At 56.0% G+C, this 19,211-nt stretch carries 14 protein-coding genes; all 14 read left to right on the forward strand.

The window, feature by feature from the left end:
- The first annotated feature begins 96 nt into the window (after nt 1–96).
- The 14 genes from ACTUHY_RS07005 (at nt 97) to msbA (ending at nt 19,203) form a co-directional block, all read left to right on the forward strand.
- Entirely contained in the window at nt 97–1,389 is a 1,293-nt protein-coding gene (locus ACTUHY_RS07005; RefSeq protein ID WP_442827138.1) for a TolC family protein, read from the forward strand.
- A gap of 203 nt (nt 1,390–1,592) precedes the next feature.
- The gene (locus ACTUHY_RS07010; RefSeq protein ID WP_442827139.1) at nt 1,593–5,918 is read left to right on the forward strand and encodes a translocation/assembly module TamB domain-containing protein; all 4,326 of its coding nucleotides are present in this window, start codon (nt 1,593–1,595) and stop codon (nt 5,916–5,918) included.
- Nucleotides 5,919–6,325: 407 nt separating this feature from the next.
- The gene (locus tag ACTUHY_RS07015) at nt 6,326–8,542 is read left to right on the forward strand and encodes a BamA/OMP85 family outer membrane protein (protein WP_442827140.1); all 2,217 of its coding nucleotides are present in this window, start codon (nt 6,326–6,328) and stop codon (nt 8,540–8,542) included.
- A gap of 37 nt (nt 8,543–8,579) precedes the next feature.
- A complete protein-coding gene (locus ACTUHY_RS07020) occupies nt 8,580–9,059 on the forward strand; it encodes an OmpH/Skp family outer membrane protein (protein ID WP_442827141.1) in 480 nt (159 codons plus the stop codon).
- Nucleotides 9,060–9,089: 30 nt separating this feature from the next.
- Nucleotides 9,090–10,022, forward strand: a complete 933-nt coding sequence (locus tag ACTUHY_RS07025; RefSeq protein WP_442827142.1) for a coiled-coil domain-containing protein — start codon at nt 9,090–9,092, stop codon at nt 10,020–10,022.
- Nucleotides 10,023–10,038: 16 nt separating this feature from the next.
- Nucleotides 10,039–10,443, forward strand: coding sequence for an OmpH/Skp family outer membrane protein (locus ACTUHY_RS07030; protein ID WP_442827143.1), 405 nt, complete (start codon nt 10,039–10,041; stop codon nt 10,441–10,443).
- A gap of 69 nt (nt 10,444–10,512) precedes the next feature.
- Nucleotides 10,513–11,553 (forward strand): UDP-3-O-(3-hydroxymyristoyl)glucosamine N-acyltransferase, encoded by a 1,041-nt coding sequence (gene lpxD / locus ACTUHY_RS07035; protein ID WP_442827144.1) that lies wholly within the window; start codon nt 10,513–10,515, stop codon nt 11,551–11,553.
- On the forward strand, nt 11,550–12,158 hold the full coding sequence (locus ACTUHY_RS07040) for a YjbH domain-containing protein (protein ID WP_442827145.1): 609 nt from the start codon (nt 11,550–11,552) through the stop codon (nt 12,156–12,158). The genes lpxD and ACTUHY_RS07040 overlap by 4 nt, the downstream gene beginning before the upstream one ends.
- Nucleotides 12,159–12,170: 12 nt before the next feature.
- The gene (locus tag ACTUHY_RS07045; protein ID WP_442827146.1) at nt 12,171–13,070 is read left to right on the forward strand and encodes a lysophospholipid acyltransferase family protein; all 900 of its coding nucleotides are present in this window, start codon (nt 12,171–12,173) and stop codon (nt 13,068–13,070) included.
- Nucleotides 13,071–13,073: 3 nt separating this feature from the next.
- The gene (lpxC, locus tag ACTUHY_RS07050; RefSeq protein WP_442827147.1) at nt 13,074–14,411 is read left to right on the forward strand and encodes a UDP-3-O-acyl-N-acetylglucosamine deacetylase; all 1,338 of its coding nucleotides are present in this window, start codon (nt 13,074–13,076) and stop codon (nt 14,409–14,411) included.
- Between the two features lie 15 nt (nt 14,412–14,426).
- Nucleotides 14,427–15,236, forward strand: coding sequence for an acyl-ACP--UDP-N-acetylglucosamine O-acyltransferase (lpxA, locus tag ACTUHY_RS07055; RefSeq protein ID WP_278673498.1), 810 nt, complete (start codon nt 14,427–14,429; stop codon nt 15,234–15,236).
- Nucleotides 15,237–15,240: 4 nt separating this feature from the next.
- Nucleotides 15,241–16,065, forward strand: a complete 825-nt coding sequence (locus tag ACTUHY_RS07060) for an LpxI family protein (protein WP_442827148.1) — start codon at nt 15,241–15,243, stop codon at nt 16,063–16,065.
- A gap of 220 nt (nt 16,066–16,285) precedes the next feature.
- Entirely contained in the window at nt 16,286–17,422 is a 1,137-nt protein-coding gene (lpxB, locus tag ACTUHY_RS07065; RefSeq protein ID WP_442827149.1) for a lipid-A-disaccharide synthase, read from the forward strand.
- Nucleotides 17,419–19,203 carry a lipid A export permease/ATP-binding protein MsbA gene (gene msbA, locus ACTUHY_RS07070; protein WP_442827150.1) on the forward strand — a complete coding sequence of 595 codons (1,785 nt, stop codon included), beginning with the start codon at nt 17,419–17,421 and terminating at the stop codon, nt 19,201–19,203. The genes lpxB and msbA overlap by 4 nt, the downstream gene beginning before the upstream one ends.
- Nucleotides 19,204–19,211 lie beyond the last annotated feature (8 nt).

Genomic DNA, 19,211 nt, shown 5'->3' on the forward strand with positions numbered 1-19,211 from the left:
AAAAAGTTCAAAAAGTCATTGGTTGACTTTACTTTTTCAACTGATTATAATAATAAAAGCTGACTAGGTAGTCAGAAAGTACAGGAGGGTCCGATTGTGAAGCATTTCCATACCAAAAGCATGATTCTGAGCGCTGTGATCCTGAGCGCCCTTTCTATCCATACAGCCGGAGCGGCTGCTCCGGAAACCGTGAACCTGGACCTGGGGAAAACCGTCCGCATGGCCCTGGATAACAATTCCAGCGTGAAGATCTCTGCGGCGGAACTGGACGCCGCCAAGGCCAACCTGGACCAGGCCAAAGGAGCCCGGTGGGGGAGCATTGATTTCTCTCATACCAGCGGCCGTACAGAAAGATACCAGTCCAATGTTATTGGCAATAACCATTCCAATTCTGTGAGCATCACGGTTCCTATCTATACCGGCGGACGGCTGGAAGGGGCCATCGATCAGGCCAAAAAGAATCTGGATTACTACCAGTACGGTATGAGCAGTTCCTACCAAACCACCCGGTACAATGCGGAAAAGGGCTACTACGATGTGCTCCAGGCCGCCAACACCGTGAACCTGGACAAGGAAACCGTGGACCGGCTGGATGAACACCTGAAGAACACCCAGGCCCAGTTTGCCGTGGGCGTGGTAGCCAAGGCTGATGTGCTCCGGTCCCAGGTAGAACTAGTGAATGCCCAGCAGACCCTGACCCAGGCGGAAAACAACTATGAAGTGGCTGTTTCCTCCCTGAACAATGTGATCGGGCTGCCTACTGCTACCCGGCTGAACCTGAGCCAGGGATTGGAATACAAACCCAATGATTATACCCTGGACAACTGCGTGACCTACGCCATGGCCAACCGGCCGGAGATCCACCAGGCGGAAGCCTCTGTGGGCATGGCCCAGGCCGCTCAGAAAATGGCCAACGCCGGCAGCTTGCCTCAGGTGAGCCTGGGCGCTTCCAATGCCTGGAGCAATGATACTTTCCCTGGACAGGACCGGGACAACTGGACTGTAGGACTGAACATTACCCAGAATATCTGGGACTATGGTGTCAATGCCGCTAAAGTCCGGGAAGCCAAGGCCAATGTGGTAAAGGCCCAGGAAAGCTACCGGCAGATCAGTGATCAGGTGCGGTTGGCAGTACGGACCAGCTATCTGAGCATGCGGGAAGCAGAAAAACGGATCAAGACCACGGAAGTGGCCGTGGCCCAGGCGGAAGAAGATTATCGCATCGCCCAGCTCCGGTACCGGGCCGGCGTGGGGACCAACACCGACGTCATGGATGCGTCTGTGGCCCTGACCACCGCCAAGAACAACTATATCCAGGCCCTGTACGACTACAATACTTCCACCGCGTTGCTGGAACAGAGCATGGGTGTGCCTGTGGAAAACGAATAAAATTGATACTGACCCAAGAGTCTGCGCTTGCAGGCTCTTTTCTTTTACCCTCCATTCCTGCTATACTAATACTGTGTATGAATAGTGCATCAATTCCCGCCATCTGCGGCAGTCTTTGCAAAGGGGCGTGCGCAGCATGGTGGTGGGTTCCACGATGGACGACCAACGATGAACGATGAACGACCAACGATACGGAGGCCCTCATGGGTACCAAAGGAAAAAAACGGCTGGGCATTCTGGCCGGGGTCCTGGTCCTGCTGTACCTGGTCCTGTGGAAAGTGATCCTTCCTGCAGGGCTGGAGCGGGCCATCCCCTTGGTAGAAAATACCGCCGGCGAATACATCAACGGTCAATTGCAGATGGAGACTATGGAAGTGAGCCCGGACCTGACTTTTACAGCCCGGAACTTGCGGCTGGAAGATCAGAGAGGACAGCTGGTGGCAGAAGTCCCTTCTCTTTCCCTGCAACTGGACCCTCTGAAGGTCCTTACGGGCAGTGGGTCTGTAGGGATGATCACCCGGGTCATCGTGGAACAGCCTCAGGTATATCTGGTCCAGGATGAACAGCAGGAATGGAATATCGCCCATTTGCTGAAGGAAAGCCAGAGTTCCAGCACTGACTTCAAAGGACTCATTTCCATCCAGGATGGGTCGGTGGAACTGCGTCTGCCTTATGGCACCTGGCAGGCGGGGGTGGAAGGGACCATCGATCCTTCTCGGAATCCGGATTTCGCCCTGGATCTGACAGTTACCCGGAAGGGCCAGACCATCCATGTGGCCGGGAATCTGGATACGGACCGGCAGGGTACCCTGACAGCTCGGACAGACCTGCTGGCTCTCCGGGATTTCAGTTCTCTGGCTGGGCATTTCCTGCCGGTGACGGACCTTTCAGGAGCTTTTTCAGATGCGTCCATTACCTGGACAAACAATGCCTCCGGCAGCCAGCTTTCGGGCAAAGCCCTGCTGCGCCAGGTAGGTGCGGTTTATGACTGGGAAGGGAAGAAACTAGCTCTGGGCGCCGACGGGGAACTGTCCTTTGACCAGATGCGGCTGAAGGCCCGGGAACTGGATGTTGCTGTTGACGGGCAGAAAGTGCGGCTTTCCGGAGGTCTGGATCTGACGGATCTGGAGAACCCCCGGGCGGAAAAACTCCAAGCGGATGTGGATGGATTCGACTTGTCCGCCCTGCCCCTGGATCTTCCCGTTTCTGGGACACTCAGTGGCAGCTTGGCTATAGACGGAACCAAAGACAGCTTGACCGGCAGCGGCACCTTCACCAGCCCAGCGCTGACTTTCCAGGGCTATGAAGCGGATCAAGTGACATTGCCCTTCTCCTTCCAGAATCACCGGGTAGAGACCGATGGCGCCAAGGTGTCCCTGGGCGGTGGCTCGGCAACCATGAAGGCTTCTTATGACTGGGAGGCACAGGACGGGCAGCTGGCCCTGAATGTGGACCATGTGGACGCCGGCACCTTCCTGCCCCGGCTGGGCAGTCTGGTCTTGGATGGGACCGTGTATGCCGTAGGGCAGTACAGGGACGGCCGGCTCCAGGGAGAAACGGCTTCCAGCGATCTGTCCTTGGCTTGGGGGAACCTGAAGCTCCAGCGGATCGCTTTGGATGGGGTCATGGAGGGCGGCAATCTGACCCTCAGCCGGATTTCCGCCTATACAGAAGACGGGGGCGCCTTGGCCGGCAGCGGCAGCCTGAAAGCCGGTCAGCTCCAAGGAGACCTGTATGTTACGGATCTGCCGGTGGATCCCCTGCTGGCAGCTGTGGGCCAGGAAGGCAAGGGACTTTTGTCCACCCATCTCCTCCTCAGCGGTACCGAGGACGACCCCCAGGCCTTCGGAGCCTTCTCCTTCCGGGAGGGAGAAATCCTGGGAGAGACCATCCAGGAAGCCCACGGGGCATTGGAATGGAAGGAACGGAAAGCTGGCTTCCACAAAGTGGAAATCAAACTGGATAAGGGGACCCATATCCTGGATGGTACAGCGGATCTGTCCGGCAGCGAACCGATGCTGGATCTGACCCTGGAGACCCAGGGTGTCCGGCTGGAACCTTTCAGCGAGGCCTTCCAGTCTCCCTGGCCTGTCACGGGGAACCTGACGAACACCATTACAGTGAAAGGACCCCTGTCCAATCCTTCCTTCACCGGTCATGTCCATGGCTGGGACGGTTCTGTAAACAAATTCCTGGTGGACGAAGTGGACGGGGATTATGCCTATGACGGCAAGCTCCTCCATCTGAGCAATTTCCGGGTCCAGGCCCTGACCTGCCAGGCCCAGTTCAGCGGCACCGTCAGCCGGGATGGATTCCTGGACCTTGGCATCGATGCCAAGAACATCAACCTGCTGCGACTGCCCTGGCTGAAGGACAGCGTAGATCTGGAAGGCCTTGTGAACTTCAGTGGCAGCATCACCGGCCACACCAGCCGTCCCCTGTTCCAGGGGGTGCTGTCTTCTGATTCCGTCCTGATCAACGGGGTAGAATTCACTGGACTGGCCCTGTCCTTCCAGAGCCAGGGAGGCCATGTGAATACCTTCCAAGGCACCTTCCAGCAGAAGACCGGCGGGGACTATGCCCTGAAAGCTAAATTCGACTTCGACCGGAAACTGTTCCAGTGGACGGTGGACGTAAACCGGGGCAATGTACGCTCCCTGCTAGAGATGGGGGGCATCCAGGCGGATGTGGACGGGTATCTTTCCGGCCGCATCGAAGCGAACCCTGACGGTCCCCGCACGGGCATGACCGTCATCGGCAAGGTGGAAGACGGGAAAGTGGCAGGAGTGCCCTTTGCCTCGGCAGATTTCGACATTTACACCCATCTGGGACTGTGGAAGATCCGGAAACTCCAGGCAAAGGAAAGCGGCGGCGGACTCATTGCCGCCCAGGGGAACATCGACCTACGGAAGCGGACCATCGATCTGGAACTGGCCACCAGTGAGGCCAATGCCAAACTCCTTACCGTGGCCCTGGACAATCCGCCGGAAGTCAGAGGCAAGCTGAACATCGTGGCCCAGCTCAAGGGGAAACTGGATGACCCCAACGGGAACTTCTCTCTGGAAATGAAGGCCGGGAGCATCAGCGGGGTAGCTTTCGACAGCCTGTATGGCATGGTCACCCTGCGGGATGACATGTTCCACCTGGATCAGTTCCTGATCCAGCGGGATGTGTACAAGATCAGTGCCTACGGCACCTTCCCCATGGATCTGCTCCGGGCGGCCGGGAAACGGAAAAATCCGGATGCCCGGATGAACCTGGAAGTCCATCTGGACAATGGGAACCTGGCCATCCTGCCCACCCTGACCAAATGGGTCCAATGGGCGGACGGTCCCACCAGCGGCCGGGTTTCCGTAACCGGTACTTTGGAAGACTACAATCTGAACGGTTCCATAGACCTGGATGGAGGGACCGTGAAATTCCGGGGCCTGGACAACACCTTTGACAATGTGAAGTTCCATGCCGGTTTCAGTGGCAAGACTATCACCCTGAAAGAATTTTCCACTACCACCGGGAAAAAGGGCAGCATCACTGCCTCTGGATCCTACCGGCTCGATGATGCTTCTGGCAAACCCTATCACCTGGATATGGCTATCCGGGATGTAGAACTGGTTTCCTCCAGCATAAAGGGAAAGCTCAATGGGAAATTCGACCTGGAACACAAAAAAGGCAAACCCTTCCTGTCTGGGAACCTGAAGCTGGACAAGGGCTATCTGGGGATTTCCTCCATCCCAGAATTTGGGGAAGGAGGTTCGGACATCGGCCTGGACATCGATGTAGACCTGGGGAACAACCTGCATCTATATAATGCGGCCTTCATGGACCTGTGGCTGAAGGGGCAGTTCCACATCTTAGGCAGCACCGCCTTCCCCCAGATCAACGGCAGCATCCGGGTGAATCGGGGCAGCCGGCTGAAATACCTGGGGACCCCCTTCAATATCGGGTTCGGGGAAATCTACTGGCCCCGCCCGGGTACCTTTATCCCCAATGTGAACATGGCGGCCTTTACCCGGCTGGGACAGTACAATATCCTGGCCAAAGCCAGCGGGCCTTTGAGCCTGGATGATATCGTCATCAAACTGTCCAGCGATCCGCCTCAGGATGAGAATACCCTGAAACGGTTCCTGACCCTGAAGACCGATGATGCCAGCTTGAGAGACGATGCCTGGAAGAGCTTGGTGGATGCGGGGCTCCAGATGACCTTCCTGGCAGATGTGGAAGATGCCATCAAACAAGCCCTGGGGCTGGACGAACTGCGGATCTACAGCGGCAATGTCCAGAACACAGTGGCCTTTTCAGCGGACACCAATCGGGCCAATGAGGCTGTTGGTCAGGAACGGCGCCAGTACAATGTGCTGCTGAGCCGGTATTTCGGCCGGAAGGTGCTGATCGGCTACACCACCAGCTTTGACGGAGAAGAACACAACCTGTATGCTGGGTTCCGGATCGCTCCCAAGGTCCACGTGGGGATCGCCACCGATCAGGACAACAATCACTGGTACGGCGTCCAGTACCGGACACGGTTCTGACAGCTGATAAAAAAGGGACTGTTGCATGCGCAACAGTCCCTGTCACTTGTCCTTGGTCACTGGCCTCTGGAAGGAACCCGGAATGCGGGTTCCCCAGATAATATAAGACCAGTAATGTACTGAAAGTAGGAATAATGGTTTTATCAGCAGAAAAACAGCTTTTGTACAATCAAAAATTTGCTTGCAAATTTTAGCCTTCAACCAGTGACAAGAGACCAGTGACGGGCAGCTTTGCTGCCCCTAGACAGAGGGGGTGTTGCACGCAATGTGCAACACCCCCTTTTTTCACACTCCAGGACTGGAAATCTCAGTCCATAGAAGGTATAATAAACAAGATATGATATGGATAAGGATAAACAGTAGAAAATCTGACAGCCGATGATAACAACCTGTATAGGGGGTACTCTATGAAAAAACATGTTAACTGGCGGCAGCTGTCCGTCGCCGTCCTGGCTTCCCTGGCGATGACCACTCCGGTTTACGCCGCAGAAGTCACCCACAGCCAGGAAGTGGAATTGGGAAATCATAAGACTGTTTCCAAAGAAGGACAGGGTGTCGGGACCATCGAAGTGGTTCCGGAAAACCAGGCCGCCGTACAGCCGAAGAGCACTGAAGCAGCGGCTGGTGCAGCAACGGAGGATGAACAGCCCAAATACCGGGAGGTCCGGCGCAACGGTGTCACCTACATCGAAAAAGTAGGCAAGAAGAAACTGGAACAGGAAAAGGAGAAGGCCCAGGCTGATGAAGAGCAGTTGGAAGCCCGGATGACCCAGCAGAAGGAAATCCAGGAAGCCCAGAACAAACAGCTTCCCGGCCGGAGTATCCTCCAGCAGTCCGTCCTGTCCGATTATGATATCAGCACCCAGGAAGACCAGTATGCCAAGATTGCCAAGGAATCTACGCCGTTCATCGGCCAGACTGTGACAAAGGTCACCTTGGAAGGAGCGGCCCACGAAGATGCGAACAAACTGGCGGATGTGCTGAAGATGCCCGCTGGGACCAAGTTCACCAAAGAAGGCCTTCAGGACGATATCCGGGCCCTGTATGAAACCGGCTGGTTCTACGATATCCGTCCGGTGTTCACCAAAGTGCCGGAAGGGGTCCAGATCAAATATCAGCTGGAAGAAAATCCTGTGCTGACAGATCTGGATATCGAAGGGAATACAGTGATATCTACCGGAGATATCAAAAAAGCCCTGGATCTGCCTGTGGGCAAGGTCCTGAATTCTCGGGACGTGAACATCGGAGCCCGGAAAGTAGAGAGCCTGTATAACCAGCAAGGCTATATCCTGGCCAAAGTAGCTGATGTGCGGATGCAGCCCGACGGCCGGCTGATCGTCCAGGTGGCGGAAGGTGTCATCGAAGATTTCCGGGTCAAGGGGAATACCAAGACCAAGGATTATGTGGTCATCCGGGAAATGCGCATGAAGAAAGGGGAACCTTTCAATGCCAAGAAAGCCCGCCGGGCCATGCAGAAGATCTACAACCTGGGCTTCTTCGAAGATGTGAACATCCGTCTGAATCCAGGCCAGATGCCCAATACGGTTTCTGTAGAAGTTTCCGTGGTGGAAACCAGCACCGGTACCTTCGGCATTGGCGCCGGCTACAGCGATGCCGACGGGTTCCTGGGCATGGTCAGCATCGGGGACAAGAACTTCATGGGGACCGGGGACAGCGTCAGCGCCCGTTGGGAATTCGGCGGCGACTCCGAAACCAAGGCCAACTTCGAAGTCTCCTATGTGAAGCCTTGGATCGACGACAAGGAAACCACCGCTGGCTTCACCTTCTACAACATGACCAACGAGTACGTGGACTACAACCGGGACGGGGATGAAATCGCCCGGTACTATAAGAAACGTACGGGTGAGGAGCTGTTCTTCAGCCGGGTCACCGACAACGAATTCATCACCAACAGCATCACTCTGAAGAACCGGGATGATAAATACAAGAAACCGGTGAGTGGCTACAGCACCCAGTGGTTCGAAGCAGGCGAGAACGGATATGACCTGATCCATGAATATCCGGACGACTATGATTGGGATAAACACGAACGGATGAAGAAGAACTTCGGGATCACCCGGAGCATCACCTTGGCCCGTACCCTGGATACCCGGGACAACATCTACGATCCCCGGGAAGGGAAACGGACAGCCTATTCTGTGGAAGTGGCCAACTTCGGCGGGGACTTCAACTTCCAGAAATACCAGGCCGACTATCGGTACTATTACCGGATGGGTAAGGACAATGTGTGGGCTCTCAATCTGGGGGCCGGTTATGCCAACGGGGATATGCCTCTGTCCCAGCGCTTCAGCGTGGGCGGCAGCGATATTCTCCGCGGGTATAAGGATGATCAGTTCAAGGGCAACAGCATGGTGAAGGGTTCTTTAGAATTCCGGTATCCCATCATCAAGAAGGTCCAGGGCGTGTTCTTTACAGATGCCGGTTACGCATGGAGCAAGGAATACGACGAATCCAACTTCGATATGGGCAAGATCAAGAACTCTGTGGGTATCGGTCTCCGGATCAATTCCCCGCTGGGTCCTATCAAGCTGGACTATGGATACCGGCTGGAAAGCAGCGACCGTGGCGGACGCTTCCACTTCAGCTTCGGCGGTCAGTTCTGATAAATAAATTGCATAACAAGGAAGCAGGGATAGTAAAATGATGGAATTGGCCCACAAGAAAAATGTTAAGGTCATTTCTCTGGCCATTGCGGCCATTATGGTAGTGGGGGTATTCGTCCTGGCCGTCCAGGGCAAGAACCTGGGAACCGGGGATACCACCATGAATTCAGCCATCGGCAAGGTCAATTACAACCAGGTGATGGCAGCGGCCCCTGGTCTGGCAGATGCCCAGACCCAGCTGCAGCAGGCTGCCGAGGACAGCCGCAAGGAGTTCGAAGAGAAAAGCAAGGATATGAGCGACGCGGACAAGCAGAAACTGGCTGCGGACTACCAGAAGAAACTGGAAGACAAGCAGAAAGAACTGATCGAGCCCGTGAAGAAAGAAGTGGATGATGCCATCGTGGCCGTGGGCAAGACCAAGGGCCTGACGGTGGTGGTCAACCAGGGCGCTGTGGTCTATGGCGGTCTGGACGTGACTGCAGATGTGACTGCACAGCTGAAAAAAGCCAAGAAGTAAGGATCCGTCAGGAGACAGGAGGGATGACCCATGGCCAGATGGCTCAGTCTTCTGCTGATCGGGCTCTTCCTCCTGTCTGGCTGCGGTTTTTCCTGGGGGAGGCTTCCCTTTCGGCAGGAAAAACCTCGGTTTGCCGTGGTGGACTGGGACCGGCTGGTGGAACAGCATCCCAAATACAAGGAATGGAAACGCCAGAAGGAACAGTTGGAAACGGCTCGCTGGCTGCGGGATCGGCAGAAGGAAAACGGCCAGCAGCAGCTGGATCTGCTGAAGAAAATGAAGCAGGTCCGGGAAGCCGGCAAAGGCCAGTTCCAATCCGCCCAGTGGTCCGCTAAAGTGGCGGAGAAGCGAGCCCAGGAGCAGGACCGTCTCCGGAAGAAACGGGAAGCCCTGGAAGCAGAAGCGGAAGAACGGGTGAAAGCAGACCGGGATGCCGTGGAAGAGAAGTACCGGATCCCCCTGTTCAACCTGCGGCTGAAACTGGGCAGCGTGAAAATGGACGAGGCAGCCCAGAAGGCCCTGCTCCAGGAACAGCAGGAATTACTGGATAAACGGCAGAAGGACCGGGCCGAGGTAGACGCAGAAAAAGAACAGTGGCTCCAGCAGCAGCTGGCGGCCGATGTTGCAGCATCTCAGGCACGGCTCCAGGCTTTTTCGAAAGAACTGGCCGGCCAGGCGGTCCAGGATCAAACGGGTCTTCCTCTCTTGGAGAAGGGCAGTCGGAACCAAGAGGGACAGCCGGAACTGGACAAATTGATCCAATCCATGGATCAGCAGATCCAGAAACAGGAAGACAAAGAAAAACGGTTGCGGGAAGAAATCGACAGTGACATCCTCAGTGCCATCAAGAAAGTCAACCTGAGCCGGAAATATACGCTGGTATTCCGGAATCCGAGAGCGAATATCAGCGCGGACGACATCACTGATGAAGTGGATGCGGTCGTCCAACAAATTGTTTATTAAGAGGGATGGAAACGATATGAAAAAAACGATGATTCTCTGTATTGCAGCAGCAGCGATGCTGTCCTTTGGCTGTGGGCGGAATGCCCAGTTCGGTGTGGTAGACATGAATAAAGTCCAGACGGAGAGCCAAGTGTTCAAGGATGCCACCAAAGACCTCCAGACCAAGGGGAAAGCTATGGAAGAAGAACTGAACCAGGAAACGGCCGGCAAGAGCCAGGAAGAAGCCCAGAAGATCCTGACAGAAAAGAGCCAGAAAATGCACAGCCTCCAGGCGGAAGCCCAGGCCAAGGTCAAAGGCAGCTTCGACGCAGCGGCGGCTTCTGTGGCGAAAGAGAAGAACTTGAGCGCCATCCTCGTCAAAGAAGCCGTCCCTCAGGGCGGCGTGGACGTCACGGACGACATCATCAAAGCAATGAAATAAGATTCGATAAGGGCGGACCAGGGTTCGCCCTTTTTCCCGTACCATCATGAAATGGAAAGGATGCTGGAAATGGAAAAAACATTACAGGAACTGGCAACATTGTTGAAAGGGGAAATCCTCCAGGGTGACCCGGATATGGTCCTTAAAGGAGTCAATGGCCTGGAAGAAGCCCAGGCGGACCAGATTTCCTTTGCGGTCCCTCCCTATCTGGAAGTGGCAGGACAGTCCCGTGCCGGGGCCATCATGATTCCCCGGGGCGCTGCCCTGAAGGGAGATCAGGCTGTCCTGGCTGTAGAGAATCCCCGGGCAGCTTTTGCTGTCCTGCTGCAGCTTTTCCGTCCGCCGGAAGCGGTCAAAAAAGGCATCAGCCAATACGCCTTTATCCATCCTTCTGCAAAAGTAGGGAAAAATGTGGCCATCCTGCCCTTTGCCTATGTGGCAGAAGACGCGGAAATCGGCGATGATACGGTGATCTACCCCCATGTATATGTGGGACGCCATGTAAAGATCGGCTGTGGCTGCACCCTCTATTCCAATGTGACGGTACGGGAAGATTGCATCCTGGGCGACCGGGTGATCCTCCAGGCCGGCTGCGTCATCGGCGGGGACGGCTTCGGCTACATCACGGCTGACGGCAAACACACCAAAGTACTCCAGACCGGGAACGTGGTCCTAGGAGACGATGTGGAGATCGGCTGCAACAGCTGCATCGATCGGGCCACTGTGGACAGCACGGTCATCGGCAAAGGCACGAAAATCGACAATCTGGTCCATGTGGGGCATAATGATGTCATCGGAGAAAACTGCATCCTGGTAGCCCATGTGGGCATCAGCGGCAGTGTCACCATCGGGAACAACTGTACTTTTGGCGGACAGGCAGCGACTGCCGGCCATCTGAAAATCGGCAGCAACTGCACCTTTGCCGGCCGTACCGGGATCATCAGCGACGTGCCGGACAATGTGGTATGGGCCGGCTTCCCAGCACAGCCCCATGTGGATTGGCTGCGGCAGACCGCCAATGAACGGAAATTGGGCGGCCTGCTGAAACGGCTCCGCCAACTGGAGAAAACGGTAGAAAAACTGGAAAATGGAAAAAAGGAGGAGCCATGAGGAAGCGACTGACTGCCGCCCTGCTCTGCGGCATGGCCCTGCTGCCGCTTGCAGCAGAAGCCAAGACTACGCCCAGCGGTACCAGCGGGATCATCAATGCCCCTTCCGGGTATGTACGGATGCCTGGCCATGTATCCGCCGGGTTGGATTGGACTAAGGAAGGCCGGAACGTACGGGGCAATATCGCCCTGCCTTTGGGCATTGAAATCGCAGGCAGCCATGTGGATACCAAACATGACGGGTCCTACGGCACGGTCAGTGCCAAGCTCCAGATCCTTCGGGAAACGCCGGTGACTCCTGCCATCGCCATCGGAGTGGAAGATATCGGCGACCGGAACGACCGTCGGGGCTATGCGACCGTAAGCAAGGCTTTAATGGGCGGCTGGAAGCTCCATGCAGGTATAGGTACCGGGGAACAGTACAAACACGGATTCTATGCCGTGGAAAAAGAGACGAGACTCCTGGGGCTTTCCATGAACCTGATGGGAGAATATGATGGCAGCCATTTCAACTATGGCGCCGGCATTCCGGTGGGAAAATTCATCCAGGCCCAGGTGGGTGTGAGAGATCATCGCCTGTACGGGGGCATGGATCTGACTTTCTAAGGAGGAAGGGAAATGGCTGCGTACAAGCTCATGCAGTTCGTCAGCTGGCTGGTCTGCCATCAGCCGGACTGCCTGAACCATGCCCTGGCTTGGGTGCTGGGACATTTGGGCTGGCGGGTGGTCCCTGCCTGGCGCCGGTATATGGCCAAAGAGAATATCAAGGACTGCCTGGGCGTGGATGAGGCAGAAGCGGAAAGAATCGCCCGGGAAAGCGTCTGGCGTTTTGGCCGGATGCTCATCGAAGTCTTGAAGTATCCCTTGATCACCCCAGACAACTTCCGGCAACTGGTCCATTTTGAGGGGCTGGAGAATCTGGAAAAAGCCTATGCGGAAGATAAGGGCGTGATCATGTGCACCGCCCATTATGGCAACTGGGAAATGCTGGGTGCTTCCATGGCCCTCTTAGGGTATCCCATATTGTCCATTACCCGGAAACAGAACAACGGGGCCATGGATCGGTTCATCAACGACTATCGGAGGATGGTGGGACAGCATGTGACCTATAATCACGGAGAAAACAGCATGCTGGCCATCGGCCGGTATCTAAAAAAGAAGCATCTGGTGGGGATCCTCTATGATCAGGATTCTGCCCATACCGGCGAACATCTGCTGTTTTTCGGGAAGCCTTCCCGGGTCCCCCAGGGAGCGGCCCATCTGTCCCGGATGTTCGGATCTCCCATCGTGCCTCTTTTCATGCATAATAATCCAGACGGGACACTGACCGCCCGGATCTATCCAGCCATCCATACAGGGAAAACGGCTAACCGTTCTGAGGATGTACGTGTTATAATGGAAGCACTGGTGGTCATTGCAGAACGGGAGATCCGGCTGGACCCTGCCATGTGGTTCTGGGTCCATGATCGCTGGAAAGATGGCCGCAAACGGTATAATGAATATAAGAAAGGCGTGTGATTTATGACCAGTGAAAGACAGCACACCCTGAAACAGGCAGCATCCTGTGACGGGATCGGGCTCCATTCCGGAAAACTGGTGGAAATGACCCTGCGCCCGGCTCCGGTGGATACGGGGATCGTGTTCATTCGGACGGATATGGAAGGACGGCCCCAGGTCCATGCTGTGGCCGCCAATATTACCGCCACCACCCGGGCCACGACATTGACGGAAAATGGGGCCAGTGTCACTACCATCGAACATCTCATGGCCGCCCTGGCCATCCTGAAGATCGATAACTGCTATGTGGAGATGTCGTCTGCGGAACCGCCCGTAGGGGATGGATCCGCCCAGGCCTTCATCGATCAGATCTTGAAAGCCGGGATCGTGGAACAGGATGGGGAACGGAATGTGTACCATGTGGACCGCTTCTTCTCCCATTACGACGGAGACCGCTCCATCGTGGTCCTGCCCTATGAAGGCTTCCGGATCACCTTTACCTCCATCAATCCCCATCCCCTCCTGGGTACCCAGGTCATGGACGTGGAAGACAAGGGAGACTGCTTCCTGAAGGAAGTGGCTGCCGCCCGGACCGTGGCTTTTGAAGATGAAATCGCCCAGCTGCGGAAAATGGGCCTGGGGCTGGGAGGCAATCTGGACAATGTGGTGGTGTTCGGGAAGGATAAGATCCTTTCTACACCACGTTTCCCGGACGAACTGATCCGGCACAAGATCCTGGACGTAATCGGCGACATGTATCTCCTGGGCCCCATCCATGCCCACATCATCTGCATGAAGAGCGGCCACGCCTTCAATGACAACGTGTCCCGCCAGATCGATGAATACCGGAGACTCCACGAATATCATCCCAGACAGACTCCGATTGCTGGACAAGAGAAAAAAGAAGTAAGGAGCAAGGATATGATTACATTAGACATTCAGGAAATCCAAAAGATTCTGCCCCACCGCTACCCCATGCTGCTGGTGGATCGGATCATTGAACTGGAACCCATGAAACGGGCGGTGGGTATCAAGAACATCACCATGAACGAGCCTCAGTTTATCGGCCATTTCCCCGGGAACCCCATTATGCCGGGGGTCCTGCTGATCGAAGCCATGGCCCAGGTGGGTGGCGTTACCTTGCTGTATCCGGAAGAGAACCGGGGCAAGATTGCCGTCTTCGGGAAAATCGACAAAGTGCGTTTCCGCCGGCCCATCAAACCGGGGGATCAGCTGGTCACCACGGCGATCATCACCAAGATTAAAGGCAATATGGGTGTGGCCCACTGTGAAGGCACTGTAGACGGCGAACCGGCCTGCGAAGGGGATTTCTTCTTTGCACTGGCAGAAAATAAACAATAAAGGTGGAGTGAAAACATGACAGCAGATTCTACTTTGATACATGAGACAGCCATCATTGCACCGGGTGCGGAAATCGGCCCCAACGTGAAAATTGGCCCGTACTCTGTGATCGGTGAACATGTCAAGATCGGTGAAGGTACCGTGATTCACCCCCACGTCGTGATCACCGGCCGGACCACCATCGGGAAGAACTGCGAATTCTTCCAGGGTGCCAGCATCGGTGAGGTCCCCCAGGACCTGAAATATAAAGGCGAAGATACGGCGACCATCATCGGGGACCATGTGACCATCCGGGAATGTGCTACGGTCCATCGGGCTGTAGGAGAAGGCAATGAGACCCGGATTGGCAACAACGTGCTGATGATGGCCTATACCCACGTGGCCCATAATTGCATCGTGGGCAACAACGTGATCATGAGCAATGTAGCCACATTGGCCGGCCATGTGATCGTGGAAGACCGGGCGGTGATCGGCGGCCTTACCGCTGTGCACCAGTTCACCAAGATCGGCCGGAACTGCATGTGCGGCGGCATGAGCCGGATTTCCCAAGATGTGCCTCCCTTCGTGATCGTGGCTGGGAACCCAGCCTATGTGGCCGGACTCAACAGCGTAGGCATTTCCCGGGCCGGCATTCCTATGGAAGTCCGCCGGGAACTGAAGAAAGCCTATAAGATCCTCTACAAGAGAGGCCTTTCCCTGTCCGATGCCATTGCAACCATGGAACAGGAATTGGACAGCTACGAAGAAGTGGAACATTTCATGCGTTTCCTGCGCACTGTGGAAAGAGGCATCTGCCGGGCATCCGCCCACGGCATCCGGGAGTAAGCCTATGGGGAAGACCTTAGGGGTACTGGCCGGGGTGGGGCACCTGCCGGTGGATGTGGTCCGGGGCGCCAAAAAGGCCGGCTGCCGTACGGTGGCCATTGCCCTGGTGCCAGGCACCCATGAAGACCTGGAAAAGGAAGCGGACGCCTTTTACGCCATCAACATCGGCAAAGTGGGCAAGATCTTCAAGACCTTGAAGCAGGAAGGGGTGGACGAGGTCACCATGATCGGCAAGGTGACCAAGGAAATCCTCTATTCCGGAGGCATCCTGGTCCCAGACTGGCAGGCCATCAAGATCCTCATGTCCCTGCCGGACCGGCATGATGACACCATCATGAACGCCTTGGTGGCCAAGTTGGAGGACATGGGGATCCATGTAATGGATCAGACCCTGTTCCTCACCGACCTGATGCCCCAGGAAGGGGTGCTGAGCAAACGGCATCCCACACCGGAAGAATGGGAAGATATGAAATATGGGTTTGCCATGGCGAAAAAAATCGGCGGATTGGACATCGGCCAGACTGTGGTGGTGAAGAACAAGGCCATCCTGGCTGTGGAAGCCATCGAGGGCACCGATGCCTGCATCCTCCGGGGCGGCCAATTGGGCAAGGGTGCCATTGTGGCCAAAACCGCCAAGCCCGCCCAGGACAACCGGTTCGATATGCCGGGAGTAGGTGTGAAGACTATGGAATCCATGATTGGATCCGGTTGTGCCGGTATCGTCATGGAAGCTGGCCGGACCCTCCTGGTGGAACGGGAAAAGGCACTGGACTTGGCTAACCGCCACAAACTGGTGGTCGTGGCCATGAAGGATCCGGAAGCAAAATAAAAATGGGCTTGTTAGTGCAGTCCAAAGACCCAGCTTTTCTGATTCCAGTGGATTTTGCCTTATCATTCTATAGAAAACGAACAAAACATTTAAACGTCCGAGCTCGCGACCCGCGAGCCGCGACCCATGACCGGGGGTGTGAATTTTTTCACACCCCCTTTTTTGTTATGTGATATAATAAACTGTACACTTATGTTCAGATGAGAGAGGAGACACCAGGGTGACAAAAGTTTTCATTTCTGCGGGAGAGGCATCCGGCGATTTGCATGCCGCTGCCCTGACCCGCGCCATCCTGCAGCAGGACCCTGCGGCCCAGGTCTTTGGCATGGGCGGTGATGCCCTGGCAGCAGCTGGCGGCGAAGTGGTGTTCGATTATAAAGAGTACAGCGTCATGGGATTTGTGGAAGTCCTCCAGTCCCTGCCTCGGCTTTTTGGCCTGAAAAAAGCTTTCCGCCGGATCATGGAGGATCGGAAGCCGGATGTGTTCGTCACGGTGGATTATCCGGATTTCAATATGCGGGTGGCCAAAGAGGCTAAAGCACTGGGCATCCCGGTGTTTTCCTATATCCCGCCTTCTGCCTGGGCCTGGCGCCGGGGACGGGCCAAAGAGGTGGCCCGGCTGGCCACGAAAGTAGCCTGTATCTATCCTTTTGCGGCAGACGTCTATCAAGCGGCCGGAGCCCCGGTGGAATTTGTCGGAAATCCTCTGGTAGATATCGTACAGCCCAGCCTGAGCCCTCAGGAAGGGGAAGCTTTCATCGGCAAACGGCCCGGCCGTCCCGTAGTGCTCCTGCTGCCCGGCAGCCGGGTCAAGGAAATCACCGGGGTCCTGCCGGTGATGCTCCAGGCCCTGCCCTTGATCCGGGCCCAGCGGCCGGAGGTGGATTTTGTCCTCCAGAAGGCACCGTCCATCGATGGGGCCCTGCTCCAGGGCATCTTGGCCGCCAGTCCAGTATCTGTAAAGGTGGTGGAAGGGCACAATTACGATGTAATGACCGCCTGTGATGTGGCCCTGGCCACCAGCGGCACCGTCACCCTGGAAGCAGCCCTCTGTGGACTGCCCAGCGTCATCTGTTACACCGCCAGTCCACTCAGCATGTGGATCGCCAAGCATATGGTCTATGTGAAATACATCGGCCTTCCCAATATCCTGGCCGGGAAAGAGATCCTGCCCGAACTGATCCAGGAAAACATGACCCCGGACCATATGGCCGCTTCCATCCTCCATTTCCTGGAACCAGAAACGGCAGCGGCGGTCCGGGAAGAAATGCGGCAGGCTGCAGCCAAATTGGGACAGCCGGGAGCCGTGGAACGGACAGCGAAACTGATCCTCGAAACAGCAAAGGAGAATCCATGAACCTGTATCTGCGAATCTTGCGCTTCATCAAACCCTATCTGCCCCGTCTGGCCGTGGCCGGTATCTGCACTGTGCTCACCTCTGCCGCCAACCTGTACGTCCCCTGGATCGTCCGGGATGTGATCGACAAGGTCTTCATCAACAATGATGCCCAGCTGCTGAATTTGATCGCCCTGGGTATCGTGGTGATCTTCTTTGCCCGGGGCATTACCTATTATGGGCAGAACTACCTGATGAATTACGTGGGGGAAAGTGTAGTCATCGATATCCGGGGCCTGGTGTTCAAGAAGATGATGGAACTGGATACCCGGTTCTATGATACCAACAAACTGGGCACCATCATGAGCTATGTGACCAACGATGTCCAGGCCATGCAGAGCGCCATGGTGGACAATTCCGTAGAAATCATCACGGAAACCTCCGTCCTCATCGGTTCCATCTGCGCCATGGTCTACCTGGACTGGAAACTGACCCTTTTCGCTTTCTGCACCTTCCCGGTGGTGCTGTTCTTCATGGATTTCTTCGGCAAGAAGATCCGCAAGACCGGCCATCGGATCCAGCAGGCTACGGCCGACATCACTTCCGTGCTCCAAGAGACCCTGTCTTCCAGCCGAGTGGTGAAGTCCTTTGTCCGGGAGCCCTACGAAATCGCCCGGTTCGAACGGACCAACCGGCAGAATTTTGACGCCAACATGAAGAGTGTCCGGCTCATGGGCACCCTGTCCCCGGTGATCGAATTCATCGCGGCCCTGGGCGTCACGGCCATCATCTGGTTCGGGGGCCGGGGCGTCCTCAGCGGCGACATTACAGCCGGGTCCCTGATCGCTTTCCTGGTCTATGCGGTGAACATCTCCAATCCCATCAAGCGGATCGCCCGGGTGCTGGGGAATATCCAGAAAGCCCTGGCTGCGGCGGACCGGGTGTTCAGTATCCTGGATCTGGACGAAAAGATCCCGGAAAAAGCCGATGCCATCGCCCTGCCGCCTGTGAAAGGCAAAGTGGAATTCCGGGACGTGTCCTTCTCCTACAACCCGGATGAACCCATCCTGAAGCATCTGACTTTTGCTGCAGAGCCTGGCCAGGCCATTGCCCTGGTAGGTCCCAGCGGTGCAGGGAAATCCACCATCGCCAATCTGCTGCCCCGGTTCTATGATGTGACCGAAGGCGCTATCCTCATCGATGACCATGATATCCGGGATGTCACTGTGTCCTCTCTGCGGGAACAGGTAGGCATCGTGCCCCAGGAAACCAATCTGTTCAACGATACGGTCTATAATAACATCCTGTACGGGCGGCTGGATGCTACCCGGGAAGAAGTGCTGGCAGCGGCCAAAGCGGCCAATGCCGATGAATTCATCCAGAATCTGCCCCAGGGCTATGACACCTATCTGGGAGACCGGGGCATCAACGTATCCGGAGGGCAGCGGCAGCGCATCGCCATTGCCCGGGCCATCCTGAAGGATCCCCGGATCCTGATCCTGGACGAAGCTACCTCCGCCCTGGATACGGAAAGCGAACGAATCGTCCAGGAAGCCCTGGACCGCCTGATGGTGGGGCGGACCTCTTTTGTCATCGCTCATCGGCTCTCTACCATCCAGAATGCCAGTAAGATCCTGGTGCTGGACCACGGGGAAATCGTGGAAGCAGGGACCCATGAGGAACTGATGGCTCTCCACGGGCTCTATGCCCATCTCCACGACATCCAGTACCGGGAAAAAGCCGAGCAGGCAGAAGTCCGGGAACTGGAAGGAAGGACCGCGGTAGGGACGGAGGCCAACTGATGGTCCAG

It is taken from the genome of Acidaminococcus nyctereutis, from assembly GCF_052216985.1.
Classification (GTDB): domain Bacteria; phylum Bacillota; class Negativicutes; order Acidaminococcales; family Acidaminococcaceae; genus Acidaminococcus; species Acidaminococcus fermentans_A.

Bases quoted from the DNA above. Each gene is read 5' to 3' on its own strand.
- ACTUHY_RS07010 (WP_442827139.1), top strand. From the start codon at position 1,593: ATGGGTACCAAAGGAAAAAAACGGCTGGGCATTCTGGCCGGGGTCCTG.
- ACTUHY_RS07015 (WP_442827140.1), top strand. From the start codon at position 6,326: ATGAAAAAACATGTTAACTGGCGGCAGCTGTCCGTCGCCGTCCTGGCT.
- ACTUHY_RS07020 (WP_442827141.1), top strand. From the start codon at position 8,580: ATGATGGAATTGGCCCACAAGAAAAATGTTAAGGTCATTTCTCTGGCC.
- ACTUHY_RS07025 (WP_442827142.1), top strand. From the start codon at position 9,090: ATGGCCAGATGGCTCAGTCTTCTGCTGATCGGGCTCTTCCTCCTGTCT.
- ACTUHY_RS07030 (WP_442827143.1), top strand. From the start codon at position 10,039: ATGAAAAAAACGATGATTCTCTGTATTGCAGCAGCAGCGATGCTGTCC.
- lpxD (WP_442827144.1), top strand. From the start codon at position 10,513: ATGGAAAAAACATTACAGGAACTGGCAACATTGTTGAAAGGGGAAATC.
- ACTUHY_RS07040 (WP_442827145.1), top strand. From the start codon at position 11,550: ATGAGGAAGCGACTGACTGCCGCCCTGCTCTGCGGCATGGCCCTGCTG.
- ACTUHY_RS07045 (WP_442827146.1), top strand. From the start codon at position 12,171: ATGGCTGCGTACAAGCTCATGCAGTTCGTCAGCTGGCTGGTCTGCCAT.
- lpxC (WP_442827147.1), top strand. From the start codon at position 13,074: ATGACCAGTGAAAGACAGCACACCCTGAAACAGGCAGCATCCTGTGAC.
- lpxA (WP_278673498.1), top strand. From the start codon at position 14,427: ATGACAGCAGATTCTACTTTGATACATGAGACAGCCATCATTGCACCG.
- ACTUHY_RS07060 (WP_442827148.1), top strand. From the start codon at position 15,241: ATGGGGAAGACCTTAGGGGTACTGGCCGGGGTGGGGCACCTGCCGGTG.
- msbA (WP_442827150.1), top strand. From the start codon at position 17,419: ATGAACCTGTATCTGCGAATCTTGCGCTTCATCAAACCCTATCTGCCC.